This window comes from Arthrobacter gallicola (assembly GCF_014836775.1).
GTDB lineage: Bacteria > Actinomycetota > Actinomycetes > Actinomycetales > Micrococcaceae > Arthrobacter_B > Arthrobacter_B gallicola.
On the sequence record NZ_JACSQD010000004.1, the window covers coordinates 178,172 to 200,791 of the forward strand.

Here is a 22,620-nt window from a genome sequence, read left to right on the forward strand (position 1 = left end):
GACGACCGCCTGCACGCGCATGAAGCAGGGAGGAGCGCGGAATGGGAATACGGGACGACCGCAAGGCAGCAACCCGGGGCGAGATTCAGCGGGCAACGCTTGATCTGCTGGAAACCGCCGGATTCGAGGCCACGACCGTCGCCCGGATCGCAGAGCAGGCTGGCATCTCGGAGCGCACTTTCTTCCGTTACTTCGACTCGAAGGAGTCTGCCGCGATGCCGGGGCAGGGCGAATTGGTGCAGGCGCTCCTGACCCATCCCCTTCACCCCGCGCTGACCTCCGCGCAGGTTCTCCGCGAGCTGATTGAGGTCTGCCGGAAGCACTTCGCCTACGAGGTCCAGCAGTACGAGTTCCTGCGGATTTCCCGTTTGGTCCTGCGCGAACCCGGACTCTTGCAGGGAGTGGCCCGGCAGGAACTGCAGCTGGTCTCAGCGCTCAGCGGATCGCTGGTCGAACGAAATATCCTCGGCCAGATGCCTGCCCTGCTCGTGGCCGAGCTCATCGCCTGCACGTGGCGGGTGGCCTGGCAGTGCTTCGCCCAGGAAAGCGCGGACGGCGGCTGCGACCCCGCTGCCCTGTTCGACAAAGCCGTCACAAACCTCGGTGAGATTGTGTCGCCGGCAGCCGGCTCCCCCGCTCCGGTGCAGCTCGCCTAAGCTGCGCAGCCGTCCGGGCAGCGAAGCGTTGAGGGATCGGAGGCACACTCGGCGCAGTACAGGGTGAGCTCGCGGCACGCGGGATTGGAACAGTTTTCGAACTTGCTCGTGGGCGCTTCGCACCGGACGCACTGGCCGATAGTGACGGCGTCGTCAGTGAATTCCATGTGCATCCGCTTGTCGAAGACGTAGAGCGATCCTTCCCACAGCCCCTTATCCCCGTAAGCCTCTCCGTACCGGACGATCCCACCCTGCATCTGGTACACCTCCTGGAAACCGCGGTCCACCATCAGCGCCGAAAGCACTTCGCAGCGGACGCCGCCGGTGCAGTACGTGACAACGGGCTTGTCCTTGAGGTCGTCGTATTTCCCGGATTCGAGTTCGGCGATGAAGTCGTGGGTCGTGGAGACATCCGGGACAACGGCACCCTTAAACCGGCCAATCTGGGATTCGAAGGCATTGCGGCCATCGAAGAAGACGATCTCCTCACCCTCGGCTTTCTTCTTCTCCACCAGTTCGTGCAGTTCCTCGGGGCGCAGGTGTGTGCCGCCGCCGACCACTCCGTTTTCGTCGACCTTGAGCTCCCCGGGGGCACCGAAACTGACGATCTCCGGGCGGACCTTCACGCTCAGGCGCGGGAAGTCCTCGGCGGAACCCTCTGAGTACTTGATGTCCATTTTCTTGAACGCGGGGTACTCCCGGGTGGCCTTGACATAGGTTTTGACCGCGCTCAGCTCACCTCCGACAGTTCCGTTGATCCCGTCCTTGGAGATCAGGATGCGGCCGCGCAGGCCAAGTTTCTCGCAGAGTGCACGCTGCCAGAGACGGATCGCCTCCGGGTCCGGGAGCGGGGTAAAGGCGTAATAAAGAGCAATTCGGTTCAGAGCCACGCTTTAAGGGTAGACCGGCGGGCAAAATCCGATTTTGGGATCAGCCCTGCCGCCCGTCCGGCTCCCGGGCTAGTGTTCATTCATGAACGCGTTGACCGACGATCTCCTCGAAACCTGGGTTACCGGCTGGGCCCGCGCCCGCGGGTACCAGATGCGCCACGAGGGTCGGTTTCCGGCGGCCTTCCTGCACGACAAGACCAACGATTGGGAGTACTTCGCACTCGAGCCCTCGCATGACGAGTTTGCCGCTCTGGCCGCCTCGGCGCGGCAGGGGGCCAGCCGGCTGTTCACCATCGTTACCTCACGTGTTGGTGAACTGCACGGGGCCGCGAACGTGTATGGGCTCTCCGTCCGCTCCACGGATGAGGTTTTTATGGTCCTGGACATGGAGGGCCAGGATATTGAGGATCCGATTACGCCGGACGGTTACGATTCCGAGACGCAGAGGTCCGGAGCCGTGGGATCGGTGCTGGTCACGATGGACGGCGAGCCGGCAGCCCGGGGGCATGTAGCAGTGGTGGACGGTTATGCCGTGTACGACAAAATCTCCACGGAACCGGCCTTTCGCCGCCGCGGGCTGGGCAGTTACGTCATGCGGGCGCTGACGGCGGTGGCCTTGGAGCACGATGCAGAGACCGGCCTGCTCATTTCGCCCGAAACCGGTTTGGAGCTGTACCGCTACCTGGGCTGGGAGTCGCTGGCCAACGTGATGATTTTCGAGCCGCGCCTCTAGCAGATTTCGCCGGTCGCGGAGCGGCCGGGTTTGCGGGCCTGGCCGGGGGATGCCGGTGGGAGAATAACCGCGTGGCCTTACATGATTCCCTGATCCCGCTGCTCGGCGGCGGCACCGACCCGGAGCAGCTGGTCCACATCCATTCCATTCCCGCCCGGCAGGCCGAGACGGTGGCATGGCCGGACTGGGTCCATCCCGATGTGCGGGTCGCCTATGAACGCCTGGGCGTGCATCAGCCCTGGCGGCATCAGGCCGAAGCCGCGGAGTCGGCCCGCGCCGGCCGGCACACGATCATTTCCACCGGCACAGCCTCCGGGAAATCGCTGGCCTACCAGCTGCCGGTGCTGGACGAGATTCACCGCACCGCACTGGAGGACAGGATCAGCCTGGAGCCCGCCGGTGCGGTTGCGCTTTACCTCTCCCCCACCAAGGCCCTGGCTGCGGACCAGCTCTCGGCACTGAAAGCGCTGCAGCTGCCCACGCTGCGGGCGGAAACCTACGACGGCGACACCGATCCCGGTGCCCGCCGCTGGATCCGGGACCACGCCAACCTGGTGCTGGCCAACCCGGACATGCTGCACTTTGGCGTACTGCCCAACCATGCCTGGTGGGCACGGTTTTTCCGCCGGCTGAAGTACGTCATCATCGATGAGGCGCACAGCTACCGGGGTGTTTTCGGCTCCAACGTTGCCAACCTGATGCGCCGCCTGCGGCGGATCTGCGCCTACTACGGCGCAGACCCGGTCTTCATCGGAGCCTCCGCCACCTCAGCTGATCCGGCGCAGTCCTTCGGCCGGCTGATCGGCGCGGAGGTCCAGGCCTTCACCCGTGATTACTCCCCGCACGGTGCCACCACGGTGGCTCTCTGGGAACCGCAGCTGACCGAGCTGAAAGGCGAAAACGGTGCCCGCGAGCGCCGCACGGTGATTGCCGAAACCTCGGATCTGCTGGCGAATCTGGTTTCGGCCCAGGTCCGCACTATTGCTTTCATCAAGTCCCGCCGGGGCGCGGAGGCGATCGCCACGATCAGCCGGCGCCTGCTGGAGGAGGTCCATCCGTCCCTGCCGGGCCGGGTGGCGGCCTACCGTTCGGGTTACCTCCCGGAGGAACGGCGGGAACTGGAGAATCAGCTGCGCAGCGGTCAGCTGCTCGGGATCGCCAGCACCTCGGCCCTGGAGCTGGGAATCGACATTTCCGGCCTTGATGCCGTGCTGGTGGCCGGCTGGCCCGGCACCCGCGCATCCCTGTTCCAGCAGATTGGCCGTGCGGGACGGTCCGGGCAGGATGCGCTGGCGGCGTTTGTGGCCAGTGACGATCCACTCGACACGTATCTGGTGCACCACCCGGAAGCAATCTTCGACATCTCTGTGGAGGCCACGGTCTTCGATCCGTCCAACCCGTATGTGCTGGGCCCGCATCTGTGCGCGGCGGCCGCCGAACTGCCGCTGACCCCGGCGGAGCGGGAGATGTTCGGCCCAACGGCTGCGAAGCTGCTGGATCAACTGGTGGCACAGGGGTATCTGCGGCGCCGTCCGGCCGGCTGGTTCTGGACCCATGCCGAGAGTGCCGCCTCAATGGTGAACCTGCGGGCCAGCGGAGGCGGGCCGATCAACATCGTCGAGTCAGAAACCGGGACGCTGCTGGGCACCATGGATGCCGCGCAGAGCCAGTACCAGGCGCATACCGGTGCCGTGTATGTGCACCAGGGCCAGACCTTCCTGGTGGATGAGCTGAATGAGGCCGACCACTGTGCCATGGTGACCCGCGGCAACCCGGAGTTCTATACGCAGGCCCGGGATGTCACGCAGATCGAAGTGATGGAAACCGAGCGGTCCGTGCAGTGGGGTGAGGTGACGGTCTGCTTCGGCACCGTGAAGGTGACCACCCAAGTGGTCTCCTTCCAGCGCAAGGCACTGGTCTCGAACGAAATCCTGGGTGAGGAACCTTTGGAGCTGGAGGCCAAGGAACTGTTCACCAAGGCGGTGTGGTTCGTCATCGACGAGAAGCTGCTGCTCGGTGCCGGGCTGGCAGCGGCTGATTTCCCCGGGTCGCTCCACGCTGCCGAGCATGCCTCGATCGGGATGCTCCCGCTGGTGGCGACCTCGGACCGCTGGGACATCGGCGGCGTCTCCACCGCCCTGCATGCAGACACCGGCAAGCCCACCATCTTCGTCTACGACGGTCACCCCGGCGGCGCCGGCTTCGCCGAACGCGCCTACGAGGCCGCGATCGTGTGGCTTACGGCCACCCGGGACGCCATCCGGGCCTGCGAGTGCGACGGCGGCTGCCCGTCCTGCGTGCAGTCCCCCAAGTGCGGCAATAAGAACAACCCGCTGGACAAGAAGGGTGCCGTTACCCTGATCAATGTGCTCCTGGAGAACGCTCCGGACGGTGCCGACGCCGGAGCATCCATCTCCGCCGGGTCCGGCGGATCGAAGCGGTAGCTCCCCGGTTACCGGTCCCGGATCTCAATCACCAGTGCTGCCCCGGGGCGGCGTGAGACGGTGAGCTGGCCGAGGGAAGCCACCACCGCGTCGGCCTCCAGCTGCCGGGCGCCGTAGGTTCCGGTCACACCCAGGGTCTGCGCGTTCGCTGACCGCCCGGCGCTTAGGCCTGCCGGCGCGTCTTCAACCACCAGGCACCGCCGGATGTCCGCGCCCAGCCGTTTGGCAGCCAGCAGAAAACCCTCAGGTGACGGCTTTCCTGTGGTGACCTGGTCTGCAGTAACCATGTGCTCCGGCCAGTCCAGTCCCGCGGCCGCCATGCGTGCACGCGCCAGTTCACGGGTACAGGAGGTCACGATGGTCCATTGCTTCGACGGAATAGCCGCCAGGAGGTCCGCTGTTCCCTCTTTTTGACGGATTCCGTCGGTATCTTCAATTTCCAGCCGGGTGATCAGCTCGAGGGCTTCCGCCCGGCGGGGAGCGTCCACCAGTTCGTTGACGAGTGTCAGCGCTGTCATGCCGTGAGCGGTATGCCGGTACCCGGCGATCCCCATTTTTTCACCCCAGAGGGTCCAGGCACGTTCGGTTGCGACAGTGGAGTCAATAAGCGTGCCGTCGAGGTCAAAGAGGACGGCGTCGACGTCGAACACCGTTAAGGAATCGTCCAGGGCGGGTGCAGCAGCATCAAAAGTCATGGGTTCCTTCGGACCGTCACAGTCCATAAGCGGCGATACGGGACGCCGTGAAGCGCCCCCGGACCTCGGCGGCCCAGGAGGCACCGGTTGGTTCATGAGTTTCTTCGGTGGAACGCGACCATGTGGGAGGCTCCGCCGCCCCGCTCAATGCCCAGGCCGCCTGCCGGGCTGCGCCCAGGGCCACATATTCCGCGGGAGCAGGAATGACCACCTCGGCGTTGAAAATCTCTGCCGCTGCCCGGCGGACGGATCGGGACATTGACCCACCGCCGATCAGCATTATACGCTCGCAGGCCACTCCCTGCGCGCGCAGCCGGTCCAGGGCATCCGAAAGCGTGCAGAGCAGTCCCAGGACCGATGCCCGGGCAAGGTTCTCGGCTGTCAGGTTGGCTCTGGTCAGTCCCGTCATGGTCCCGGTTGCGTGTGGAAGGTCGGGGGTCCGCTCGCCGTCGAGATAAGGAATGAAAGTCAGTCCGCCGGCGTCCGGGGCGCCCGCCGAGGCCAGCTCATCGAACTCGTCGAGGTCAACGTTCAGAAGCCCGGCGCTGGCAGCCAGAGTGCGGGCAGCATTGATCGTGGCCAGCAGCGGAAGGTTATTGCCCGTAGCGTCCGCGAATCCCGCCACGGCGCCGCTGGGATCCTGGATCCGGGCCGCCGACGGCGCAAAGACAGTACCGCTGGTACCGATGCTGACGACCACTTCGCCCGCCGTCAGGCCCAGGCCCAGTGCCGCCCCCGCATTGTCGCCGCAGCCGGCTGCAAGGAGCGCGCCCGCGCCGGTTTCGCCGGCCGTTCCGTTTGGATCCAGCACTCGGGGAAGCAGCGGGGAGCGTCCGAAGGCCAGTTCCAGGATGTCCTTGCGGTAACGGCCTTCCGGAACCGAATAGTAGCCCGTACCCGAAGCGTCGCTGCGGTCCGTGGTCGCCTCCTCCGGACGGCCGGCGAGCCGCCAGGTCAGCCAGTCGTGCGGCAACAATACCTGGTGCACGCGGTCGGCGAGCTCCGGGTGGTTCTCGGCGAGCCAGGCGAGTTTCGTGACGGTGAAGGACGGAACCGGAACAATACCGATTTCCCGCGCCCAGGCCTCAGGGCCCAGGGCTTCTTTGAGCCTTCTGGCCTGCGCGGACGACCTGGTGTCGTTCCACAGCAGGGCCTCGTGGACGGGCTGGCCGCTGCTGTCCAGGGCAACCATGCCGTGCTGCTGGGCACTGACCGACACTGCGGCTACGTTCTCCAAGCGGTCCTGCGACTGAAGGGCCTGCCACCAGAACTCCGGGTCAATGCTTGTCCCGTCGGGGTGCGGGGCCGAGGTCTTGCTGAGGATTTCGCCTGTCTCAGCGTCCACGTGAAGCACCTTGGTGCTTTGGGTGGATGAATCGATACCGGCAACGACAGGGCGGGTCATGAGTTCTCCAGCAGTCGGTTGGCAAGGGTGGAATCGGTAACCAGCGAGTCAATGAGTCCCGATCTGAGGGCGGCGCGGACCGCGTCGTGTTTCAGCGCTCCCCCGGCGACGCCGATCACTTCCGGAATCCGCCGCAGTTCGTCAGCGTCAATAGCGACGCAGCGGTCCTGGATATCGTTGACGGTTTTCCCGTCCCGGTCGATCAAAATGGAACCGATATCCGCCTGGACACCGCTGGCCAGGAGAGCGGCGTGGTCCTCGGCGGTGAGGGCGGGGTTGTCGAAGAACTGCGAATCTGCTGGCGCCCAGCTGCCGATCGCCACGAGAGCCAGCGTCACTTTGGAGTACTGGTGCATGGTCTGCTGCACGTCGTGCTGGCGGCGGATGGCTGCGGCAGCCTCGGGGTCCGAGGCAACAATGGGCGCATACAGGGTCCAGCCCCGTGACCGTGCGGCCTCGGCCACCCGCCTGATTACTTCCACACCGGTGGCCTGGACCGGCCCTGCGACGCCGGCCAGCTGGACCACCTCGCAGCCCGGCAGCGCGCCCAGGGAATCTGCAAGCCTGCCCAGGGTCCGGCCTGCCGTCATACCTATGACGTCGTCCGGAGCAGCCAGCTCGGCCAGCAGCTCGGCGCCGACTTTGCCCAGTTCCTCCTGCACGGCCTCCGACGCGTCTGTGGGAGTGCGCACCACAACAGCCCGGGTTAGTCCGAAGCGCCGCTGCAGTTTCAGGGAGGACTCCACGTCCACCGGCCCGGGAACTGAGATGTCAAAGGTAACAATTCCGCATTTGACCGCGTCATCGAGCAATCGGCCGACCTTGAAGCGACTCAGGCCCAGTTCTTCCGCGATTTCGACGCGGGTCTTGCCGGCTATGTAATGTTCGCGGGCAATGTGAGCCAGGCGAACCAGCTCGTCGGGGCCAATGGGTGCCAAAAACGTCTCCTTGCAGGGGGCGGGCTTCCACCATAGCGTACCGTGCTCACATGAGCACGCTAATTGCACACGTGAGAATAATTGGTGCATACTTGTGGCTGTCGTCACGGCGCATCTCTGCTTCAGGGGAAGCCCGTTGAAGCAATCCAGGAGAAGGAAACCATGCGCGAACCACTTCCAACGCAGATGCGTGCCAGCGTCCTGCGCCGCGCCGGCGAAATCGTCGTCGAGTCGCGTCCCGTTCCCCGGCCTGCGGCCGACGAGGTCCTCATCCGTGTTGGTGCGGTCGGGATCTGCGGCTCCGATGTGCATTACTTCAAGGAAGGCAGGATCGGTGACTTCGTCGTCGAATCCCCCCTGGTCCTGGGGCACGAAGCGGGCGGAACCATCGTGGCCGTTGGCTCCGGCGTTGCTGAATCCAGACTCGGGGAACGGGTATCGATCGAGCCTCAGCGTCCGTCGCCGACCAGCCGCCAGACCCTGGCCGGCGCCTACAACCTCTGCCCGCACATGGAGTTCTACGCCACCCCTCCGGTGGACGGAGCATTTGCCGAGTACGTCACCATTCAGTCCCACTTCGCCTTCCGGGTCCCGGATACCGTCAGCGAGGACGCTGCAGCACTGATGGAACCGCTTTCAGTGGGCATCGCTGCTGCCCGTAAGGCCGGCATCACGGCCGGATCACGGGTGCTGGTCACCGGGGCCGGGCCGATCGGCATCATCGCCCTGCAGGTCGCACAAGCCTTCGGCGCCACGGAAGTTATTGTCAGCGACGTCGATCCCGCACGCCGTTCCCAAGCCCTGAAGTTCGGTGCTGACCGCGTACTGGATGCCATTGCGGACGACGCCGAGCTGCGCACCTTGGGGGTAGATGCCCTGCTCGAATGCTCCGGCGCCACCCCTGCTGTCCTCTCGGGCCTGGAGGCCCTCGCACCAGCCGGCACCGCAGTGCTCATCGGCATGGGAGCAGACGAAATCGCCTTCCCCGTTCCGTTGATTCAGAACCGGGAGCTCGTCGTTACGGGCATCTTCCGCTATGCCAATACCTGGCCCACAGCGATCGATCTGGTAAGCACCGGCCGGGTGGACCTGGATTCACTGGTCACCGGTTCCTATGGGCTGGACGACGTTGAAGAAGCCCTCCGGATTTCAACGGCCTCCACCAGCTTGAAGACCATGATCCGGCCGGGTAGCGCTTCATGAACACGGCCGCGGGAGCCCTGGAATGCGTTGACATCCGCAAAGGATTTGCGGGCGTTCCGGTACTAAAGGGCATCACACTCACGCTTGAACCCGGCACCGTGACGGCCCTCGCCGGAGAAAACGGCGCGGGAAAGTCCACCCTGATGAAAATTGCGTCCGGCCAGTACCGGGCAGACAGCGGCAGCGTCAGTGTCGCTGGGGAGCATTTGCCGGTTGGTAACCCTCAGGCGGCCAACCAGCTCGGGGTGGCCATCGTGCCTCAGGAACTGGCTTCGATCCCGGACATGAGCGTTTACGAGAACCTGTTCATTGGACGGGAGCTGCGCCGGGGCGGCTTCCTGCGCCGCAGGGCCATGAAATCCGAGGCCCGTGCGATGCTGGCTAAGTTCGGACTGGATATTTCACCGGACCTCCAGATGGGCTCATTGTCCGTCGGCGTCCGGCAGATCATCGAAATCGCCAAGGCCACCACGCGCGGAGCAAAGGTCCTGCTCCTGGATGAACCCACCAGCGCCATCGCGGAGAAGGAAGTCGCCCGCCTCGCTGCGGTGGTGCGTCAGCTGCGTGCCGAGGGCGTGGCTCTGCTCTTCACTACCCACAAGATGGAAGAGATCCGGGCCATGTCGGACCGCGTGATCGTGCTCCGGGACGGGAACCTCGTCGCGGACAGCCCCATCGGGGACGTCACCGACGATGACATTGTGCGCGCGATGATTGGCCGCGAGCTTGAGGACCTGTTCCCCGAGATCCACCCGCACGGCAACGAAGTGCTGCTCGAAGCCACCGACCTGCGGGTCGGGGACCGGGCTCCGGTGAACCTCACTGTGCGCCGCGGCGAGATCCTTGGGCTGGCGGGCCTGGTCGGAGCCGGACGCACCGAACTGCTCGAGACTATATTCGGCATGCGTGCCCGTACATCCGGGGTGGTAACTGTCTCGGGTTCCAAAGTCCGTGCTGGCAACCCAGCCGCGTCGATCGTCGCCGGAATGGCACTCGTCCCTGAGGACCGCAAGGGCTCCGGCGCCGTGATGGGAATGTCCATTTTGGACAACACGACCCTTCCACGGATCTCGGCCTTTTCCACCGCCGGGTGGCTGCACGGACGCTCGCGCCAGCAGACTGCCGCCGAGGTCATGGATTCGCTGCGGCTTCGGCGCCGCACCCTGAACCAGCCAGTGGAGACGCTGTCCGGCGGCAACCAGCAGAAGGTAGTCCTGGGACGCTGGCTGACCGGCAACGTCGACGTAATGCTGCTCGACGAACCGACCCGGGGGGTCGACGTTGGGGCACGCAACGAGATTTACCGGATCATCACTGACCTCGCGCAGTCCGGAATGGCCGTGGTGATGGCCTCCTCCGACATGCCGGAAATCCTTTCCCTGACCCACCGGACCCTGGTGATGCGCGACGGCGGCTTCGCAGCCGAACTTTCCCGGGAGGAACTGTCCCATCCCGAGATCCAAGACCGCATATTCAGACTCGCCTCCGGGCAGGAAGCCCACTCCGAGAAGGACCTCAGCAAATGACGACGACTAAACCGGCTCCCCCAAGCGGTCAGGCAGAAACGGCCCGGCCGGCAGCCCTGGGGCCCGCCCGCTTCAGCGGACCTTGGATTAAACAGCTGCTCATCGACCACGCCATGGTTGTTGTGATGGTGCTGGTGATCTGCTTCTTCCTGTACCGCAGCGCGCGCTTCGGCACACCGGAGAACCTTGCAACGATCCTCATCGCTGCGGCACCGTTCGCGCTGATCGCCTTGGGGCAGACCCTGGTAATCCTCACCGGCGGCATCGACCTCTCTGTCGGCAGTGTTATCGCGGCAAGCGCCATGGCCGGAGCACTCACGGCTAAATCGAATCCCGACCAGGTCTGGCTGGCCCTCGTGGTCGCCGTCGCCGTCGGCCTGCTGGCGGGCGTGATCAACGGCCTCGTGGTCGCGTATATGAAGGTTCCGCCCTTCATTGCCACGCTGGGCATGATGACGCTGGCCTCCGGCATTGCCTACGTGATCGGCAACGGGGCACCGATCAACGGTCTGCCTAACAGCTTTGGCAACTTCGCGAACACGGAAATACTCGGGATCAAGATCCCGGTGATCCTCATGATCGTCAGCATCATCGGACTTGGCGTGATTATGAAGCGCACGGCCTACGGCATGCGGGTTTACGCCGTGGGCGGCAACCGCCTCGCCGCCGAAATTGCGGGTGTCAACAGCTCCCGGATCCTGCTCAGCGTTTATGCCATCAGCGGTGTGCTCGCCGGGCTCTCCGGAATCATGATCGCTTCCCGGGTGATCTCCGGCGCTCCGAATCTGGGCTCCGGTTACGAACTCGACGCAATCGCCGCCGTCGTCATTGGCGGAGCCTCGCTGATGGGCGGCCGCGGAAGCATCTGGGGAACAGCACTCGGTCTGCTGCTTATCCAGACCCTCAACAACGGGTTCGATCTGCTGGTTGTTCCTGCCTACTGGCAGGACGTTATGAAGGGCATCCTCATTGTCGCGGCGGTCGCCGTTGATGTCTGGGCGTCCAAGCACCGCAAATAGCGGTCCTCTTCTTTCACCCCCCACCTATTCATCACTATCAGGAGTGTCAACGATGATCCGTCCTCTGCAAAAACTCGCTACCAGCATCGCCGCTGTGGGAGTTTTTTCGCTCGTCCTTACTGGCTGCGGCGCCGGTGACCCGAACGCAGCATCCGGTGCCACCGATGCCGGCGGCGAGCAGCTCACCATCGGTGTGAGCGTTTACGACATGTCCTCCTTCGTCACGCAGGGCAAGGAAGGCATCGACGCATACGCCGCCGCCAACAACGTGAAGATCCTCTGGAACTCCGCCAACCTGGACGTCAACACCCAGGCCAACCAGGTGGACCAGTTCGTGAACCAGGGCGTTGACGCGATCCTCGTGAACCCGGTCCAGGCGGGTTCGCTGCAGCCCCAGGTCGCAGCGGCTAAGGCTGCCGGGATTCCCTTCGTGGACGTCAACGCGTCCCTGAAGAACGACGATCTCGACGGGTCGGTGCAGCCCGACGACGTCGCAGCCGGTGCGCAGGAAGCCCAGATGATGATGGACAAACTGGGAGGCAAGGGCAATGTGGTGATCCTCCAGGGCCCGCTGGGCGGCTCCGGTGAGATCGACCGCGGCGCGGGCATCGACTCTGTCCTGGCGCAGTACCCGGACGTAAAGGTGCTCGCCAAGGACACGGCCAACTGGAAGCGTGACGAGGCCGTCAACAAGATGAACAACTGGATCTCCGCCTTCGGCGCCGACATTGACGGCGTGATTTCCCAGAACGATGACATGGGACTCGGCGCCCTCCAGGCGCTGAAGGAAGCCGGGATCACGGATGTCCCGATCGTCGGCATCGACGGCATTGAGGACGGCCTGAACGCGGTCAAGAACGGCGACTTCATCGGCACCTCTCTGCAGCACGGCACGGTTGAAATGGCGGCCGGCCTGGCTGTGGCCATCAAACTCGCCAAGGGTGAGGACATCGACGCCAAGCCTGTCTACATGATGCCTGCCATCACCACTGAGAACGTCGAGGACGCCATGAAAAACGTGGTGACCGAACGCGAAGCGTTCCTGGACCGCCTGCCCACTCTCATTGACGAGAACCTGGCCTCGGGCAACGTGGCCTATGAGGGTCTGCCCGGCCAGGAGCAGTAGTCCCTGAAGTCCCCATAAAGCAGTTGGCGGTTGCCGGATATTTCCGGCAGCCGCCAACTGCTTTTCAGCACAAATCAGGACGGCTCCAGGACGGATTCAAGCCGAATTCAGGACGGGCCCAGGACAGATTCCGGGGACGGCATCAGGACAGGGGCAGGACGAATTGAAGACGGTGGCGGCCCGGGCTCCCTAGGTCCCGCTGTTATCGGGGCGGCCCGGCCCTGGCGCTGGCCGAAGGCGCCCAAGGCAGCAGCCCTCCGCCACGTGACCTGACCTCCACCGTGACGGAGCGGGATCCCACGTCCGGCGCACACGATGCCAGGTCACCCCCGTTTCGGGCAACCACATCTTCTGCGACTGAACAGGGGTCCCCGGCCCGCAGCCCGCGGATCGTGTCGGCACCGGCAAGAGCGGCCAGGTCCGCTGCCACGCCCGCCCGGGCTGCTCCGACGGTGGCCTGTGTCAGTGCCAGGAGGGCCGTAATCAGGACGATAGTTCCGAGCGCGATGCCCACGGTCAGCATGGTTCCTGCTCCGCTGTCCCGGCAGTCCCCGTGCTCGGCCCCGATCTGCTTCACAGACCCGTATCCGTGTTCCCCGCAACGCTGCCTCACCCTCGAACGGATCATTGCTCCCTTTTTCCTTCGGCACCCGGCTTCCCGGCTTCCCGACTCACTATGGCGCGGTTTCGGGGAGCGCAGTGGCCTGCGCCCTGAGGGTAATCGGGAGGTGCTCGAGCAGCGGAGCGTTGAGGGTGGACTCAACGTGGACGGTGACCCACTCGCCCTGGGTTGTCAGCTCAAAACCGGCGCGGGGCCCTGCAAGCCGGGCGACAGTCTCCCCCGTGGCGCTGGCATCTCCCCGCATAACCTGCCGGGCTGCAGCACTGGCCGCTTCCTCCAGCCGAAGCTGGGTGATTCCCGCTGCTGCTCCGGTCAACAACCCGGCCAGCAGGATTACCAATGCTGGCAGGGCCACAGCCAGCTCCGCAGTCACGGCTCCCTGCTCGTGCGAACATTGATGGGCGGTCCACCCGGGCTCGGCCCGCTGCAGTCTCGTCCGCTGCCGCCTTCCCCGGCCGTCAGACCGCCGGATCACCCGAAGCTCAGGGCTCCCCGGATGAGTGCCAGAAGCAGTTCCCGGACATCGCCGCTGCTCAACACCGCCACCAGCAGGGCGGCAAATGCCACGGCGGCCAGGGTTGCAATCGCATATTCAGCTGTTGCCATACCAGCCTCGCGGTCCTGAGGGACGGCGGATACCCGCTGCCGGGGACGAAGCGGAATGACCGGAGCTATTGGAGATTCCGCTGCCTGCCCCACACCGGCTCCGTTCGTGGCGGGAGCGCTCTGGCCTCCTCGCGGCGAACAGGTGCAGCTCACGTGGGTGCAGTCTGATTTCTCCGCCGAGCCCGAGCTGCCCGGAGCAGGAGTTGTGTGCGTCAACGGGGATTCAAACGGCATGGACAACATGGAGGGCTCCTTTGATCGATTCTTATCCTGCCCGGAGGAGTCTGAAAATTCTCCGGCCGTGGGATCGATTCTGGCCCCTCCTTGCTTTCCCCGAAGCCGGGCGGAACGTGTTCTGGACAACGGTCCGCGCTCAGTCGGTTGTGGAGGACAAGCGCGTCAAAGCACGGGGGTGCAGGCACCCCGCAGACGGCGTCACTCAGTGTCAGGTTACGGACAGCATGCTCCGGCCCACGCGAGGCGCGGGGCCGGAGCAGCGCAGCGGGATGGCGGGCAGCCCACCCATGGCTGGTGCCTGTCTCTACTCAGTTAGGGGCGGCCGTTCCCGTTCCCGTTCCCGTTCCCATTGCCGTTGCCGTTGCCGTTGCCGTTCCCATTTCCGTTGCCGTTGCTGTTTTCGCACTTGAAGCTGTCCGCACTTTCCGGATCACCCTTCTTGTACTGCGCAATGAGGGGATAGACGCACAGTGGCCGGGAACGGTCGGCAGACCAGCTGGCCGGGATCTCCGGGTTTACGCCGCCGGGGTTACCCGCACCGCGGGCCGTGGCAACCATGCTCTCGGGCGCGTATCCGCCTTCCACCCAGCTGACCAGAGCCCCGAGTCCGTCGAACTGGTCCGTCGCAGGGCCGCCACGGACATGTCCCATACCCGGGACCTCGAAGTAGCGGACAAACTCGTCGGCCTTCTTCTTATAGCGGCTGTCCACAGACCGGTACCAGGCAGCCGTGTCATCAGATGAGAAGACACCGTCCGCCGCCCCATGGACAACGATCATTTTGGCTCCCCGGCCGCGGAGCGTATCAAGCTGCGTCGGGTTCGGCGGAGTCATAAAGGACATCGCGCTCTCGGTGTAAACGCCGTCCGCCGCGAAGATCTGCGGAGCCTGCGTATCGACGTCGTAATTCAGCGCGTACCCCAGGGTGTCCTTCAGCATGCTGACATCCTCCGGCGGCGAGGAGAAGATGAAGCCCACCGACACCGGGTCACGGTTGCTGTCAATGGAGCTTGTGAACTTCCAGCTCGCCCATCCCGGCGACACGATCCCCGGGTCGAGCGGGAAGGAACTGTAGAGTTCCTCCCCTGCACTGTTGCGCGCCCCGGCGAAGACTGCCGCAATCACCTTCTTCTGTTCAGCCGTGAGGCAGGTTCCGTCCCGTACCGGAGCGCAGGTCGGCACATCCCGGTCAATGGAGAAAACCTCCTGGCACCCGTCGATGTTCTGCACCATTCCGTCCTCGAGCCGGTCCAGTCCGTCGCACCGGGCGATGATCGCATCGGCAACCAATTGACGCTCTACGGCGGGAAAGGCCGTTTCCAGGTCGGCGGGCCCCGTCACGGGGGTGGCTGCCGCCACGCTCGCCCATTGCTGCGCTCCCCACAACTGGGCCACAGCGGCCTGGGGAAGGTTGAACCCCGGCGCGACGGCCAGGAACCCGTCGTACTCCTGCGCATAGCGGGTGGAAGCGACCATGGTGTGCCGTCCGCCGTTGGAACCGCCGGCGATATAGGACCGGTCCGGCCCGCGGCCGTATGCGGCCTTGATCAGTTCCTTCGCCATAGGCGTCAGCGTCCCCACGGCCTGGTAGCCGTAGTCCAGGCGGGCCTGCGGATCGAGCCCAAACAACGGGTTCTGCGCTCCGCTGTGACCGGCGTCGGAGCTCAACACCGCGAACCCCATCTGCAGTCCGTTTTCCAGCTGGCCGCCCGTGATCGCACCAACCGCGGGGGCAACCCGGCCGTCAGTTCCGCCGTTGGCCTGATAGAGATAACGGCCGCTCCAGTCCACCGGCAGACGCATCTCAAACCCGATCGCGTAGGTCTGTCCGTCGACAGGACTGATGCGCTCGTTCATCTGACCCTGCACCAGGCAGTGCTCACCCACGGGGGCTCCGGCATTGGTCAGCCCGCCCGCGGGAACGATTTCCGCCCGGGCAATGGTGGTAGTGCCAAAATCAAAGGCCGCCAGACCCGTACACTCCGCCAACGTACCGGGCTGCGCTGCTGAGAGCTGCGGGATCTTCTTTGACGTTTCCGGCTGCGACGCAGAAGCGGAAACCAACCCGGTTGTCAGCGTGAGGGCGGCGAGCGCCGCCGCGTAAACTAGGCGGCGCGGGTGCCTGCCGCCGTCGGGGGCCTGCTCGGCTCCCCTGAACCTGGTGATCATGTCCATCCCTCCATTGGGTTTCGATGAGCAGCTTCCGCCCGCCACGAAGGCACCGCGCCAAGCCGCCGGTGCGTCGTTGCGCCGGATCGATGTCATCCTTGCCAAAGTAGGAGGCATTGTTGAAAATCGCAATAGTCAAGTACCTCAAAGGTTTCTGTTCACCTCACATTGCTCCCCACGGCGAACCCGGTTGAAGTTGAGCGACGCCGATCTCCGGTTGTACCGTGCCGTTCAGAACGCAGGCAGGAGTGCGAGGAGCAGCGGAACCACCGTCAGGCAGATAAAGGCCGGAAGCGCGCACAGGCCAAGAGGCAGCACCAAATGAACGCCGAGTGCTGCTGCACGGCGCTCGGCCTCCCGGGCACGGGTGCGCCGGATCTGCTCGGCCTGTGCATGCAGGACGGCGGCGGACGGTGCGCCGCTGGAGGCAGCAAATGCCAAGGCGCTGCGGAGCACGTCTGCCGCGCCCCGGGTCTGCGCTGCTTCTTTCGATGCTGCCCCGGGGCTGCTGCCGAGGGCCAGCATCCAGGCCCCCTGCCAGTCCGAGCCCAGCTCCAGGGCGGTCACCACTCTGGCGAGCAGGCGTGCCGTGCCTTGGTCAGCAGATTCGGCCAGGATGGTCAGGGCCAGGGGCAGCGGCCTGCCTGCCAGCAGGATGGCCGCCACCAGGTCAAGCATCAGGGCAGGGTCGCTGATGCCCCTGGCCTCCGTGCGCTGCGGGACATTGCCCTCATTCCGAATGTCCTCATTCCGGGCAGATCCGGCCGGTCCGGTATGTCTCGTCCCGGCCCCGCCGCAGGGGCCGCGGCCCAGCCCGGCCGCTGGGTTCGAGCCGGGCCCGTACAGTATCCAGGCCGCTGCACCAAGCAACGCCGCCACCACCACGCCGGTCATCATGCCGGTTTCATCCTGGCTCCGGTCCGGCTGCCCGGCGGACAAGGAACCTCGTCCAGAGCCACGCGGCGAAGGCCAGACCCGCGCCCGCGCCCGCTGTGCTCCACCCCAGTGGGGTCTGCGCAAGCATAGCCAAGGGGTCGGCACCGAGCGCATACCCCATTCCCAGCCCGGCGGCCGGCAGCCAGGTCAGTACCCGGACGGTCGCTTTGGGGCCGGACAGAGCTGTAGCCCGCGCCGCCCGGGCATCCAGCACAGCGTCCAGCCCCTGGGCATACCGCGCCAGGATGCCAGCCAGCGGTGCGCCGCTGCGTTCAGAGGCCGAGACGCAGGCCGCCAGATCGTTCCAGACCATCGCCTCGATGCTCCGGCTGGACAGAGCGGCTTCCCGGAGCAGGGGCACCGGGCTGAAGCCCAGCCCAGCCGCTCGGGCTGCGGACTCGAGGATCACCGCTTCCCTGGCCCCGCTCACAGTCCCGAAACCGTGCGAGCCAATGCCTTCCCGGCGCAGCCGCGCTGCATCCGTCCATAGTTCGCTGGGAGTCCGGCCCGCTTTGAGCAGCCCTGCAAGCTGATGAACCAGCAACGGGAACCGGTGCAGGTCCTCCTCCCGGTTTGCCTTCTTCAGCCACACCGCGGGCGACGGCATCATTCGTGCTGAAGCAGCGCGTGAGCCCGCCGATCCCTCCGGACCAGGATGCGGAGCGTCCGTCCCCGCACCCGGGTACCGGTCCGAATGCAGGATCCTGAGCTGATCCCGGCCCCCGCCCAGAAGCACCAGCCAGGCAGCTGCGAGCAGAACCCCCACCAGTGCCCCGGTCATCGTGCCCTGCCCGCGTCAGAATCCTTACCCGGCCCCAAACCGTTGAGCTGCCAACGGGGCCTCCCAGTCATCACCGCTTTCCTGCCCGGAGCCGGTCCTGGAGCTGTTCCCAGCCACGGTGCCGGATCAATCCTGCTGGTCCGTGAGTCAGAGCCGTCACGGCAGACAGTTCCCCGCCGCGTGAGCACAGGACTGCCACCTCCGCCACGCGGCGTCCGTCCACGGAACGTTCCAAATGCACCACGGCGTCGAGCGCTCCCGCCGCCTGCAGAGCCAACGCGCGGCTGCTCATTCCGGCCAGCGCCCCCAGGGCGGCCAGACGTGCCGGAACCGTGGCCGCAGAATTCGCGTGGATGGTTCCGCCTGCACCATCGTGTCCGGTGTTCATGGCGGCAAGCAGTTCACGCACCTCAGCGCCCCGGCATTCCCCCACCACCAGCCGGTCCGGCCGCATCCGCATGGCTTGGCGCACCAGATCAGCCAGTTCCACCGACCCGGCACGTTCAATGTTGCTGTGCCGGGTCTGCAAACCGACAACGTGCGGATGGGCGGGATCCAACTCGGCGGCGTCTTCGATCAGTACCAGGCGTTCGGCCGGATCGCACAGGGAGAGCAGGGAGGACAACAGGGTGGTTTTTCCTGTGCCGGTGGCCCCGCTGATGAGGAAGTTCAACCGGCTCTTCATCATTCGCCGAAGGACATCCGCCCAGCCGGCCGTCAGCATGCCTCCCGTTTCAAGCTCATCGAGCCGGAAGCTGCGGGGCGCGCGCAGACGAATGGATAACAGCGTGAATCCCGTGGACACCGGTGGAAGGACAGCATGCACGCGGTATCCGTTTAGCTGCACATCCGCGCAGGGGCTGGAATCGTCCAGCCGCCGTCCACCGGCGGCGATCAGCCGGGTCGCCAGAGCCCGCACATCGGCATCGCTGGTGAACCGGACAGCGGTCCGTTCGAGGCCCGGTCCGCTGTCGATCCATACCTGATTGGGTCCGTTGACCAGGACGTCGGTGACCCCCGGCTGCAGCAGGGACTGCAGCGGACCAAGCCCCTGCAGATCTGCCCGCACCCGGTCCACCGCCCGCATTCCGCCTTCAGAACCGAGCAGCCGGCCGCTGGAGAACACGGCTTCTGCCAGGGTGGCTCCGGTAACCGGGGCGCCGCCGGACAGGACGTCTGCCCGGACCTGCTCAACCAGTTCCCTTCCTCCTTGTTCAGGCCTGTAGCGTCCGGCCGCGCTGTTCCTGGTGTGCCTGCCGCTGCCGTCCATTTTCACAGCATCCCCGGCAGAACGGGTTCAATTTCCTTCAGAATCCGGACCAGGGCGGAACGCAGCCTGCGCCGCCGCAGCTCCAGGAGCCTTCCATGGTCAGTGGTCGGGCTGAGTGCGCGCACCCACGGCACGTAGCCGGCCAGCCGCATGCCAACCAGCTCGGAGACACGGACTTCGTCCAGCCCCTCCCCGAGCGGCCCCCGGACAACGGCAAGGGTCTCCGGGGGATCAGTGCGAAGGGACGCCCACCAGGACCGGGCTGCCAGCAACAGCTGCGCCCGACCTGCCAGGACAGCGAGTACTACGTCGCACTGGGCCAGTGCCGGTGACCGGGCCCCCGGACAGGCTCCCAGGTCCAGGAAGGTCTGTTCGAAACCCGCGCGCGCGGCCTGCAGGACCGACGGGAGCACTTCGCGGTCAAGGCCGGGAGGCGGCGGCTCCCCCGCCGGGTGTGTCAGCAGGGCGAATCCGCCCGCCGTGGGCAGGGCGGAAACCAGCTGGGCGGGGTTCACCGTTCCCCTGACGTCGGCAAGGTCCTTCCAGCGCAGACCCGCCGAGGCGCCCGCCCCCACCCGATGTTCAAGACCAGCGCCGGAGGGATCAGCGTCCGCCAGCAGGACACTGCGGCCCTGGGCTGCCGCTTCCTGCGCAAGCAGGCACGCCAGAGTGGATCCGCCCGAGCCGCCGAAGGTGCCCGCCACCCCGATGACGGAGCCGGTTCGGGAGTTCCTCCGTGCCAGGTACTCCGCCAGCCAGGCCCCGCCGTCTGGAAGAACCACGACCCGGTCCACGGAGCAGCGTGCCGCATGGGTCCAGGGCCGGTCGGACTCAAATCCGATGCAGATGGTCTCGATTCCCCGCAGCGCTGCCAGCGATTGCCCGTCGCGAACCAGTCCGTCCGCGGCGATGAGCACTATCCCGCACGGATACCGCTCGGCCTCGGCAAGGTCCTCAGCAAGAATCAGTTCCACGCCCGCAGCCACGGCTATCCGTGCGGCCTCATCCTGCAGCCGTTGTTCTCCCGGTCTGACCAGCACCAGGGAATCCGTCCCCGCGCTGTCCCCTCCCTTGGTCGTCGGCAACAGGGAAGCACCTCGCCGCTGCCGTTCCGGGAGCCAAAGCACGGTGTCTGTCATGCCTTCAACCTGCCCGGTCGGGGCCGGTTCGTCAGCCGCACCGGCAGGACCTGTGCGGCCGGACGGGTCGCCCGGCGCCTCAAAGCGGCCTTGTGGAGGAACAGTGTCCATGCCGGGGCACTTCCAGTGCACGGGAAGCCTGGTGGTGCCCGAACTGCCCAACGTCCGGCCCCGACGCTGCTTTGTCTGGTGCTGCTGCGGCTCGGGTGTGCAGATATGGCGGGTTGGCCGACCATCCAGCGCGTTGGGTGCGCAGGTATGGCGACTAAATCTGCGGGCAAGCCACCAGACCTGCACATCCAACGGCCCAGGAACCCGCCGCAGGCCGCCGAAAGCCGCGGAATTGCAGCCGCCCCGGCCGCCACACCCGCCGGCACCCCGGCACCCCGGCACCCCGGCACCCCTGCACCGCACCACTGCGGACAGAACCTGTCCGCAGTCCTGGTACGCGCCGGGGATCTGGTCTGGCAGCACCCGCGGACAGGCGAGAATGGGGAGGTGTACATCCTCCTCGCGCCGGCACCCCCAGCAACGCCGGGCTCCCCGGTTTCCTGGGTGCTGCAGCCGGCCGACGGTAACGGCGCACCCAGCGCCCCCGCCGCCGCCGTCCCCGGAACAGCGCTGCGGCAGACCGTAGCGGCTGCGGAACAACAGCCGGTCCGCTGGGTCTGGAACCGCACCCGGGACACCTACGGCTCCCTGCTGCAGGCGGGAATCAGTGTGGAGCGAAGCCACGATCTCAGCCTGGTGCGGGAGATTCTGCGCCACTCCGAATTCGCCGCGGCTACCCCCTATATAGAGCGGCTCCGGACCGAGGCCGCCGCACCGGACCCCGATCCCGCGCCGCGGCAGCTGCTGCCGCTGCAGCCGTCCCCGGACCAGGGATCACTCTTTGAAGGTATTGACGGATTCGAAGCCGGGCCACGCCCGGAGCGGACTGTCCCCGTGGAAAATCTGGCCGCTGAGCTTCAGGAGCAGCTGGCCGCCGTCGCCGGCTCCCCGGAACGCCGCCGGCTCGGTCTGCTCCTCGCCGCTGAATCCGCCGGCGGGCTGGTCGCCGCCGAAATGGAGCACGCCGGCATTCCGTGGCGCCGCGACCTGCACGAGGCCATGCTCGAGGCGGAGCTGGGACCCCGCCCGCCGGAAGGCCAGCGGCCGGCCAAACTCGAAGCGGCGGCCGCTGAGCTGCGGCACAAACTCGGCAACCCCGGATTCAATCCTGATTCGCCGCAGGAACTGCTCCGGGCCCTGCACCGGGCCGGGATCGAAGTCCGGACCACAAGAACCTGGGAGCTCCAGGAGCACCAGCACGCGGCGATCGAACCGCTGCTGCGCTACAAAAAGCTCTCCCGGCTGCTCTCCGCCAACGGCTGGGCCTGGCTGGACGAGTGGGTGGACGGCGGGCGGTTCCGCACCGAGTACGTGGTCGGCGGCGTGGTGTCCGGCCGCTGGTCCTCCCGCGGCGGCGGCGCCCTGCAGATCCCCAAGAATGTCCGGGGCGCGGTTCGTGCAGACCCCGGGTACAAGCTTCTGGTCGCCGACGCGGCGCAGCTCGAGCCGCGGGTGCTGGCCGCCCTGGGCCAGGACAACGCGCTGGCCGCCGCGGCCCGCGGCCGGGACCTCTACCAGGGCATCGCGGATCAGGGCTTCAACGGAGACCGCTCGCTGGCCAAGATCGCAATGCTCGGCGCCATGTACGGGGCCACCAGCGGCGAGGCCGGCCGGCTGATGCCGGTCCTGACAAGGACTTATCCGCGGGCCATCGACGTCGTTGAACGGGCGGCCCGCGCGGGCGAGGCCGGAAAGACGGTTTCCACCCACCTCGGCCGCAGCACCCCACCGGAATCCGAAGCGTGGTTCCGTTCCCAGCAGTCAGCGTCCGCGGAGGAGCAGCGGCGGGCCGACAACCTGGCCCGTTCCCGAGGACGGTTTACCCGCAACTTTGTAGTTCAGGGGACGGCGGCGGAGTGGGCCACCTGCTGGCTGGCGGGGATACGACGGCGGCTGCGGGCGGCGTCGCGCACCTCACCGGCCGGGCAGCTGGTGTTTTTCCTGCACGACGAAGTGATGCTGCACGTTCCCGCGGAGCGCGCCGACGAGGCTGCGGCGATCGTCAGTGCTGCCGCGGCGGAGGCCACAGAGCTGCTGTTCGGAAAGATTCCGCTGGAGTTCCCCGTGGTCGCCACCGTGACCGATTCCTATGCGGAGGCCAAGTAGCTCCGTCG

The 22,620-nt window shown here is 66.1% G+C and carries 20 protein-coding genes; 8 read left to right on the forward strand and 12 right to left on the reverse strand.

The features are described from left to right. Nucleotides 1-41 precede the first annotated feature (41 nt). On the forward strand, nt 42-656 hold the full coding sequence (locus H9639_RS10280; protein ID WP_191807995.1) for a TetR family transcriptional regulator: 615 nt from the start codon (nt 42-44) through the stop codon (nt 654-656). On the opposite strand, the gene trhO is transcribed toward H9639_RS10280, so the two are convergent. Then, on the reverse strand, nt 653-1,546 hold the full coding sequence (trhO, locus tag H9639_RS10285; protein ID WP_191807996.1) for an oxygen-dependent tRNA uridine(34) hydroxylase TrhO: 894 nt from the start codon (nt 1,544-1,546) through the stop codon (nt 653-655). The genes H9639_RS10280 and trhO overlap by 4 nt on opposite strands. An 82-nt stretch (nt 1,547-1,628) precedes the next feature. On the opposite strand from trhO, the gene H9639_RS10290 reads away from it, so the two are divergent. Next, nucleotides 1,629-2,279, forward strand: coding sequence for a GNAT family N-acetyltransferase (locus tag H9639_RS10290; RefSeq protein WP_191807997.1), 651 nt, complete (start codon nt 1,629-1,631; stop codon nt 2,277-2,279). Between the two features lie 71 nt (nt 2,280-2,350). Next, nucleotides 2,351-4,723 carry a DEAD/DEAH box helicase gene (locus H9639_RS10295; protein WP_191807998.1) on the forward strand — a complete coding sequence of 791 codons (2,373 nt, stop codon included), beginning with the start codon at nt 2,351-2,353 and terminating at the stop codon, nt 4,721-4,723. 8 nt (nt 4,724-4,731) lie between these two features. Here the strand turns inward: H9639_RS10295 and H9639_RS10300 are convergent, their stop codons facing one another. Genes H9639_RS10300 through H9639_RS10310 form a run of 3 tightly spaced genes read right to left on the reverse strand, consistent with a single transcriptional unit; the run spans nt 4,732 to nt 7,761 of the window. Further along, nucleotides 4,732-5,418, reverse strand: a complete 687-nt coding sequence (locus H9639_RS10300) for an HAD-IA family hydrolase (protein WP_191807999.1) — start codon at nt 5,416-5,418, stop codon at nt 4,732-4,734. 16 nt (nt 5,419-5,434) lie between these two features. Continuing rightward, nucleotides 5,435-6,823, reverse strand: a complete 1,389-nt coding sequence (gene xylB, locus H9639_RS10305; RefSeq protein WP_191808000.1) for a xylulokinase — start codon at nt 6,821-6,823, stop codon at nt 5,435-5,437. Beyond that, nucleotides 6,820-7,761 carry a sugar-binding transcriptional regulator gene (locus H9639_RS10310; protein ID WP_191808001.1) on the reverse strand — a complete coding sequence of 314 codons (942 nt, stop codon included), beginning with the start codon at nt 7,759-7,761 and terminating at the stop codon, nt 6,820-6,822. Before H9639_RS10310 ends, xylB begins: the two co-directional genes overlap by 4 nt. A gap of 162 nt (nt 7,762-7,923) precedes the next feature. Between H9639_RS10310 and H9639_RS10315 the strand changes: the two genes are divergently transcribed. The 4 genes from H9639_RS10315 to H9639_RS10330 are packed head-to-tail and all read left to right on the forward strand — an operon-like array spanning nt 7,924 to nt 12,635. Then, nucleotides 7,924-8,964 (forward strand): NAD(P)-dependent alcohol dehydrogenase, encoded by a 1,041-nt coding sequence (locus H9639_RS10315; RefSeq protein ID WP_225219456.1) that lies wholly within the window; start codon nt 7,924-7,926, stop codon nt 8,962-8,964. Further along, the gene (locus tag H9639_RS10320; protein WP_191808002.1) at nt 8,961-10,490 is read left to right on the forward strand and encodes a sugar ABC transporter ATP-binding protein; all 1,530 of its coding nucleotides are present in this window, start codon (nt 8,961-8,963) and stop codon (nt 10,488-10,490) included. Before H9639_RS10315 ends, H9639_RS10320 begins: the two co-directional genes overlap by 4 nt. Next, nucleotides 10,487-11,509, forward strand: a complete 1,023-nt coding sequence (locus H9639_RS10325; RefSeq protein ID WP_191808003.1) for an ABC transporter permease — start codon at nt 10,487-10,489, stop codon at nt 11,507-11,509. Before H9639_RS10320 ends, H9639_RS10325 begins: the two co-directional genes overlap by 4 nt. A 52-nt stretch (nt 11,510-11,561) precedes the next feature. Then, nucleotides 11,562-12,635 carry a substrate-binding domain-containing protein gene (locus H9639_RS10330; RefSeq protein ID WP_191808004.1) on the forward strand — a complete coding sequence of 358 codons (1,074 nt, stop codon included), beginning with the start codon at nt 11,562-11,564 and terminating at the stop codon, nt 12,633-12,635. A gap of 202 nt (nt 12,636-12,837) precedes the next feature. Here the strand turns inward: H9639_RS10330 and H9639_RS10335 are convergent, their stop codons facing one another. The 8 genes from H9639_RS10335 to ssd form a co-directional block, all read right to left on the reverse strand. After that, entirely contained in the window at nt 12,838-13,212 is a 375-nt protein-coding gene (locus H9639_RS10335) for an Rv3654c family TadE-like protein (protein WP_318242053.1), read from the reverse strand. Between the two features lie 97 nt (nt 13,213-13,309). Next, the gene (locus tag H9639_RS10340; protein ID WP_318242054.1) at nt 13,310-13,630 is read right to left on the reverse strand and encodes a TadE family type IV pilus minor pilin; all 321 of its coding nucleotides are present in this window, start codon (nt 13,628-13,630) and stop codon (nt 13,310-13,312) included. A gap of 98 nt (nt 13,631-13,728) precedes the next feature. Continuing rightward, on the reverse strand, nt 13,729-14,106 hold the full coding sequence (locus H9639_RS10345; RefSeq protein WP_318242055.1) for a DUF4244 domain-containing protein: 378 nt from the start codon (nt 14,104-14,106) through the stop codon (nt 13,729-13,731). 306 nt (nt 14,107-14,412) lie between these two features. Further along, nucleotides 14,413-16,269, reverse strand: coding sequence for a tannase/feruloyl esterase family alpha/beta hydrolase (locus H9639_RS10350; RefSeq protein ID WP_191808006.1), 1,857 nt, complete (start codon nt 16,267-16,269; stop codon nt 14,413-14,415). A gap of 231 nt (nt 16,270-16,500) precedes the next feature. Further along, nucleotides 16,501-17,166: a type II secretion system F family protein gene (locus H9639_RS10355; protein WP_191808007.1), complete on the reverse strand. Its 666-nt coding sequence runs from the start codon at nt 17,164-17,166 to the stop codon at nt 16,501-16,503. Between the two features lie 7 nt (nt 17,167-17,173). Further along, a complete protein-coding gene (locus H9639_RS10360) occupies nt 17,174-17,986 on the reverse strand; it encodes a type II secretion system F family protein (protein ID WP_191808008.1) in 813 nt (270 codons plus the stop codon). Nucleotides 17,987-18,056: 70 nt separating this feature from the next. Then, nucleotides 18,057-19,256, reverse strand: coding sequence for a TadA family conjugal transfer-associated ATPase (locus H9639_RS10365; RefSeq protein ID WP_191808009.1), 1,200 nt, complete (start codon nt 19,254-19,256; stop codon nt 18,057-18,059). A gap of 2 nt (nt 19,257-19,258) precedes the next feature. Continuing rightward, on the reverse strand, nt 19,259-20,395 hold the full coding sequence (gene ssd / locus H9639_RS10370) for a septum site-determining protein Ssd (RefSeq protein WP_191808010.1): 1,137 nt from the start codon (nt 20,393-20,395) through the stop codon (nt 19,259-19,261). 258 nt (nt 20,396-20,653) lie between these two features. On the opposite strand from ssd, the gene H9639_RS10375 reads away from it, so the two are divergent. Beyond that, nucleotides 20,654-22,612, forward strand: coding sequence for a bifunctional 3'-5' exonuclease/DNA polymerase (locus H9639_RS10375; protein WP_191808011.1), 1,959 nt, complete (start codon nt 20,654-20,656; stop codon nt 22,610-22,612). Nucleotides 22,613-22,620 lie beyond the last annotated feature (8 nt).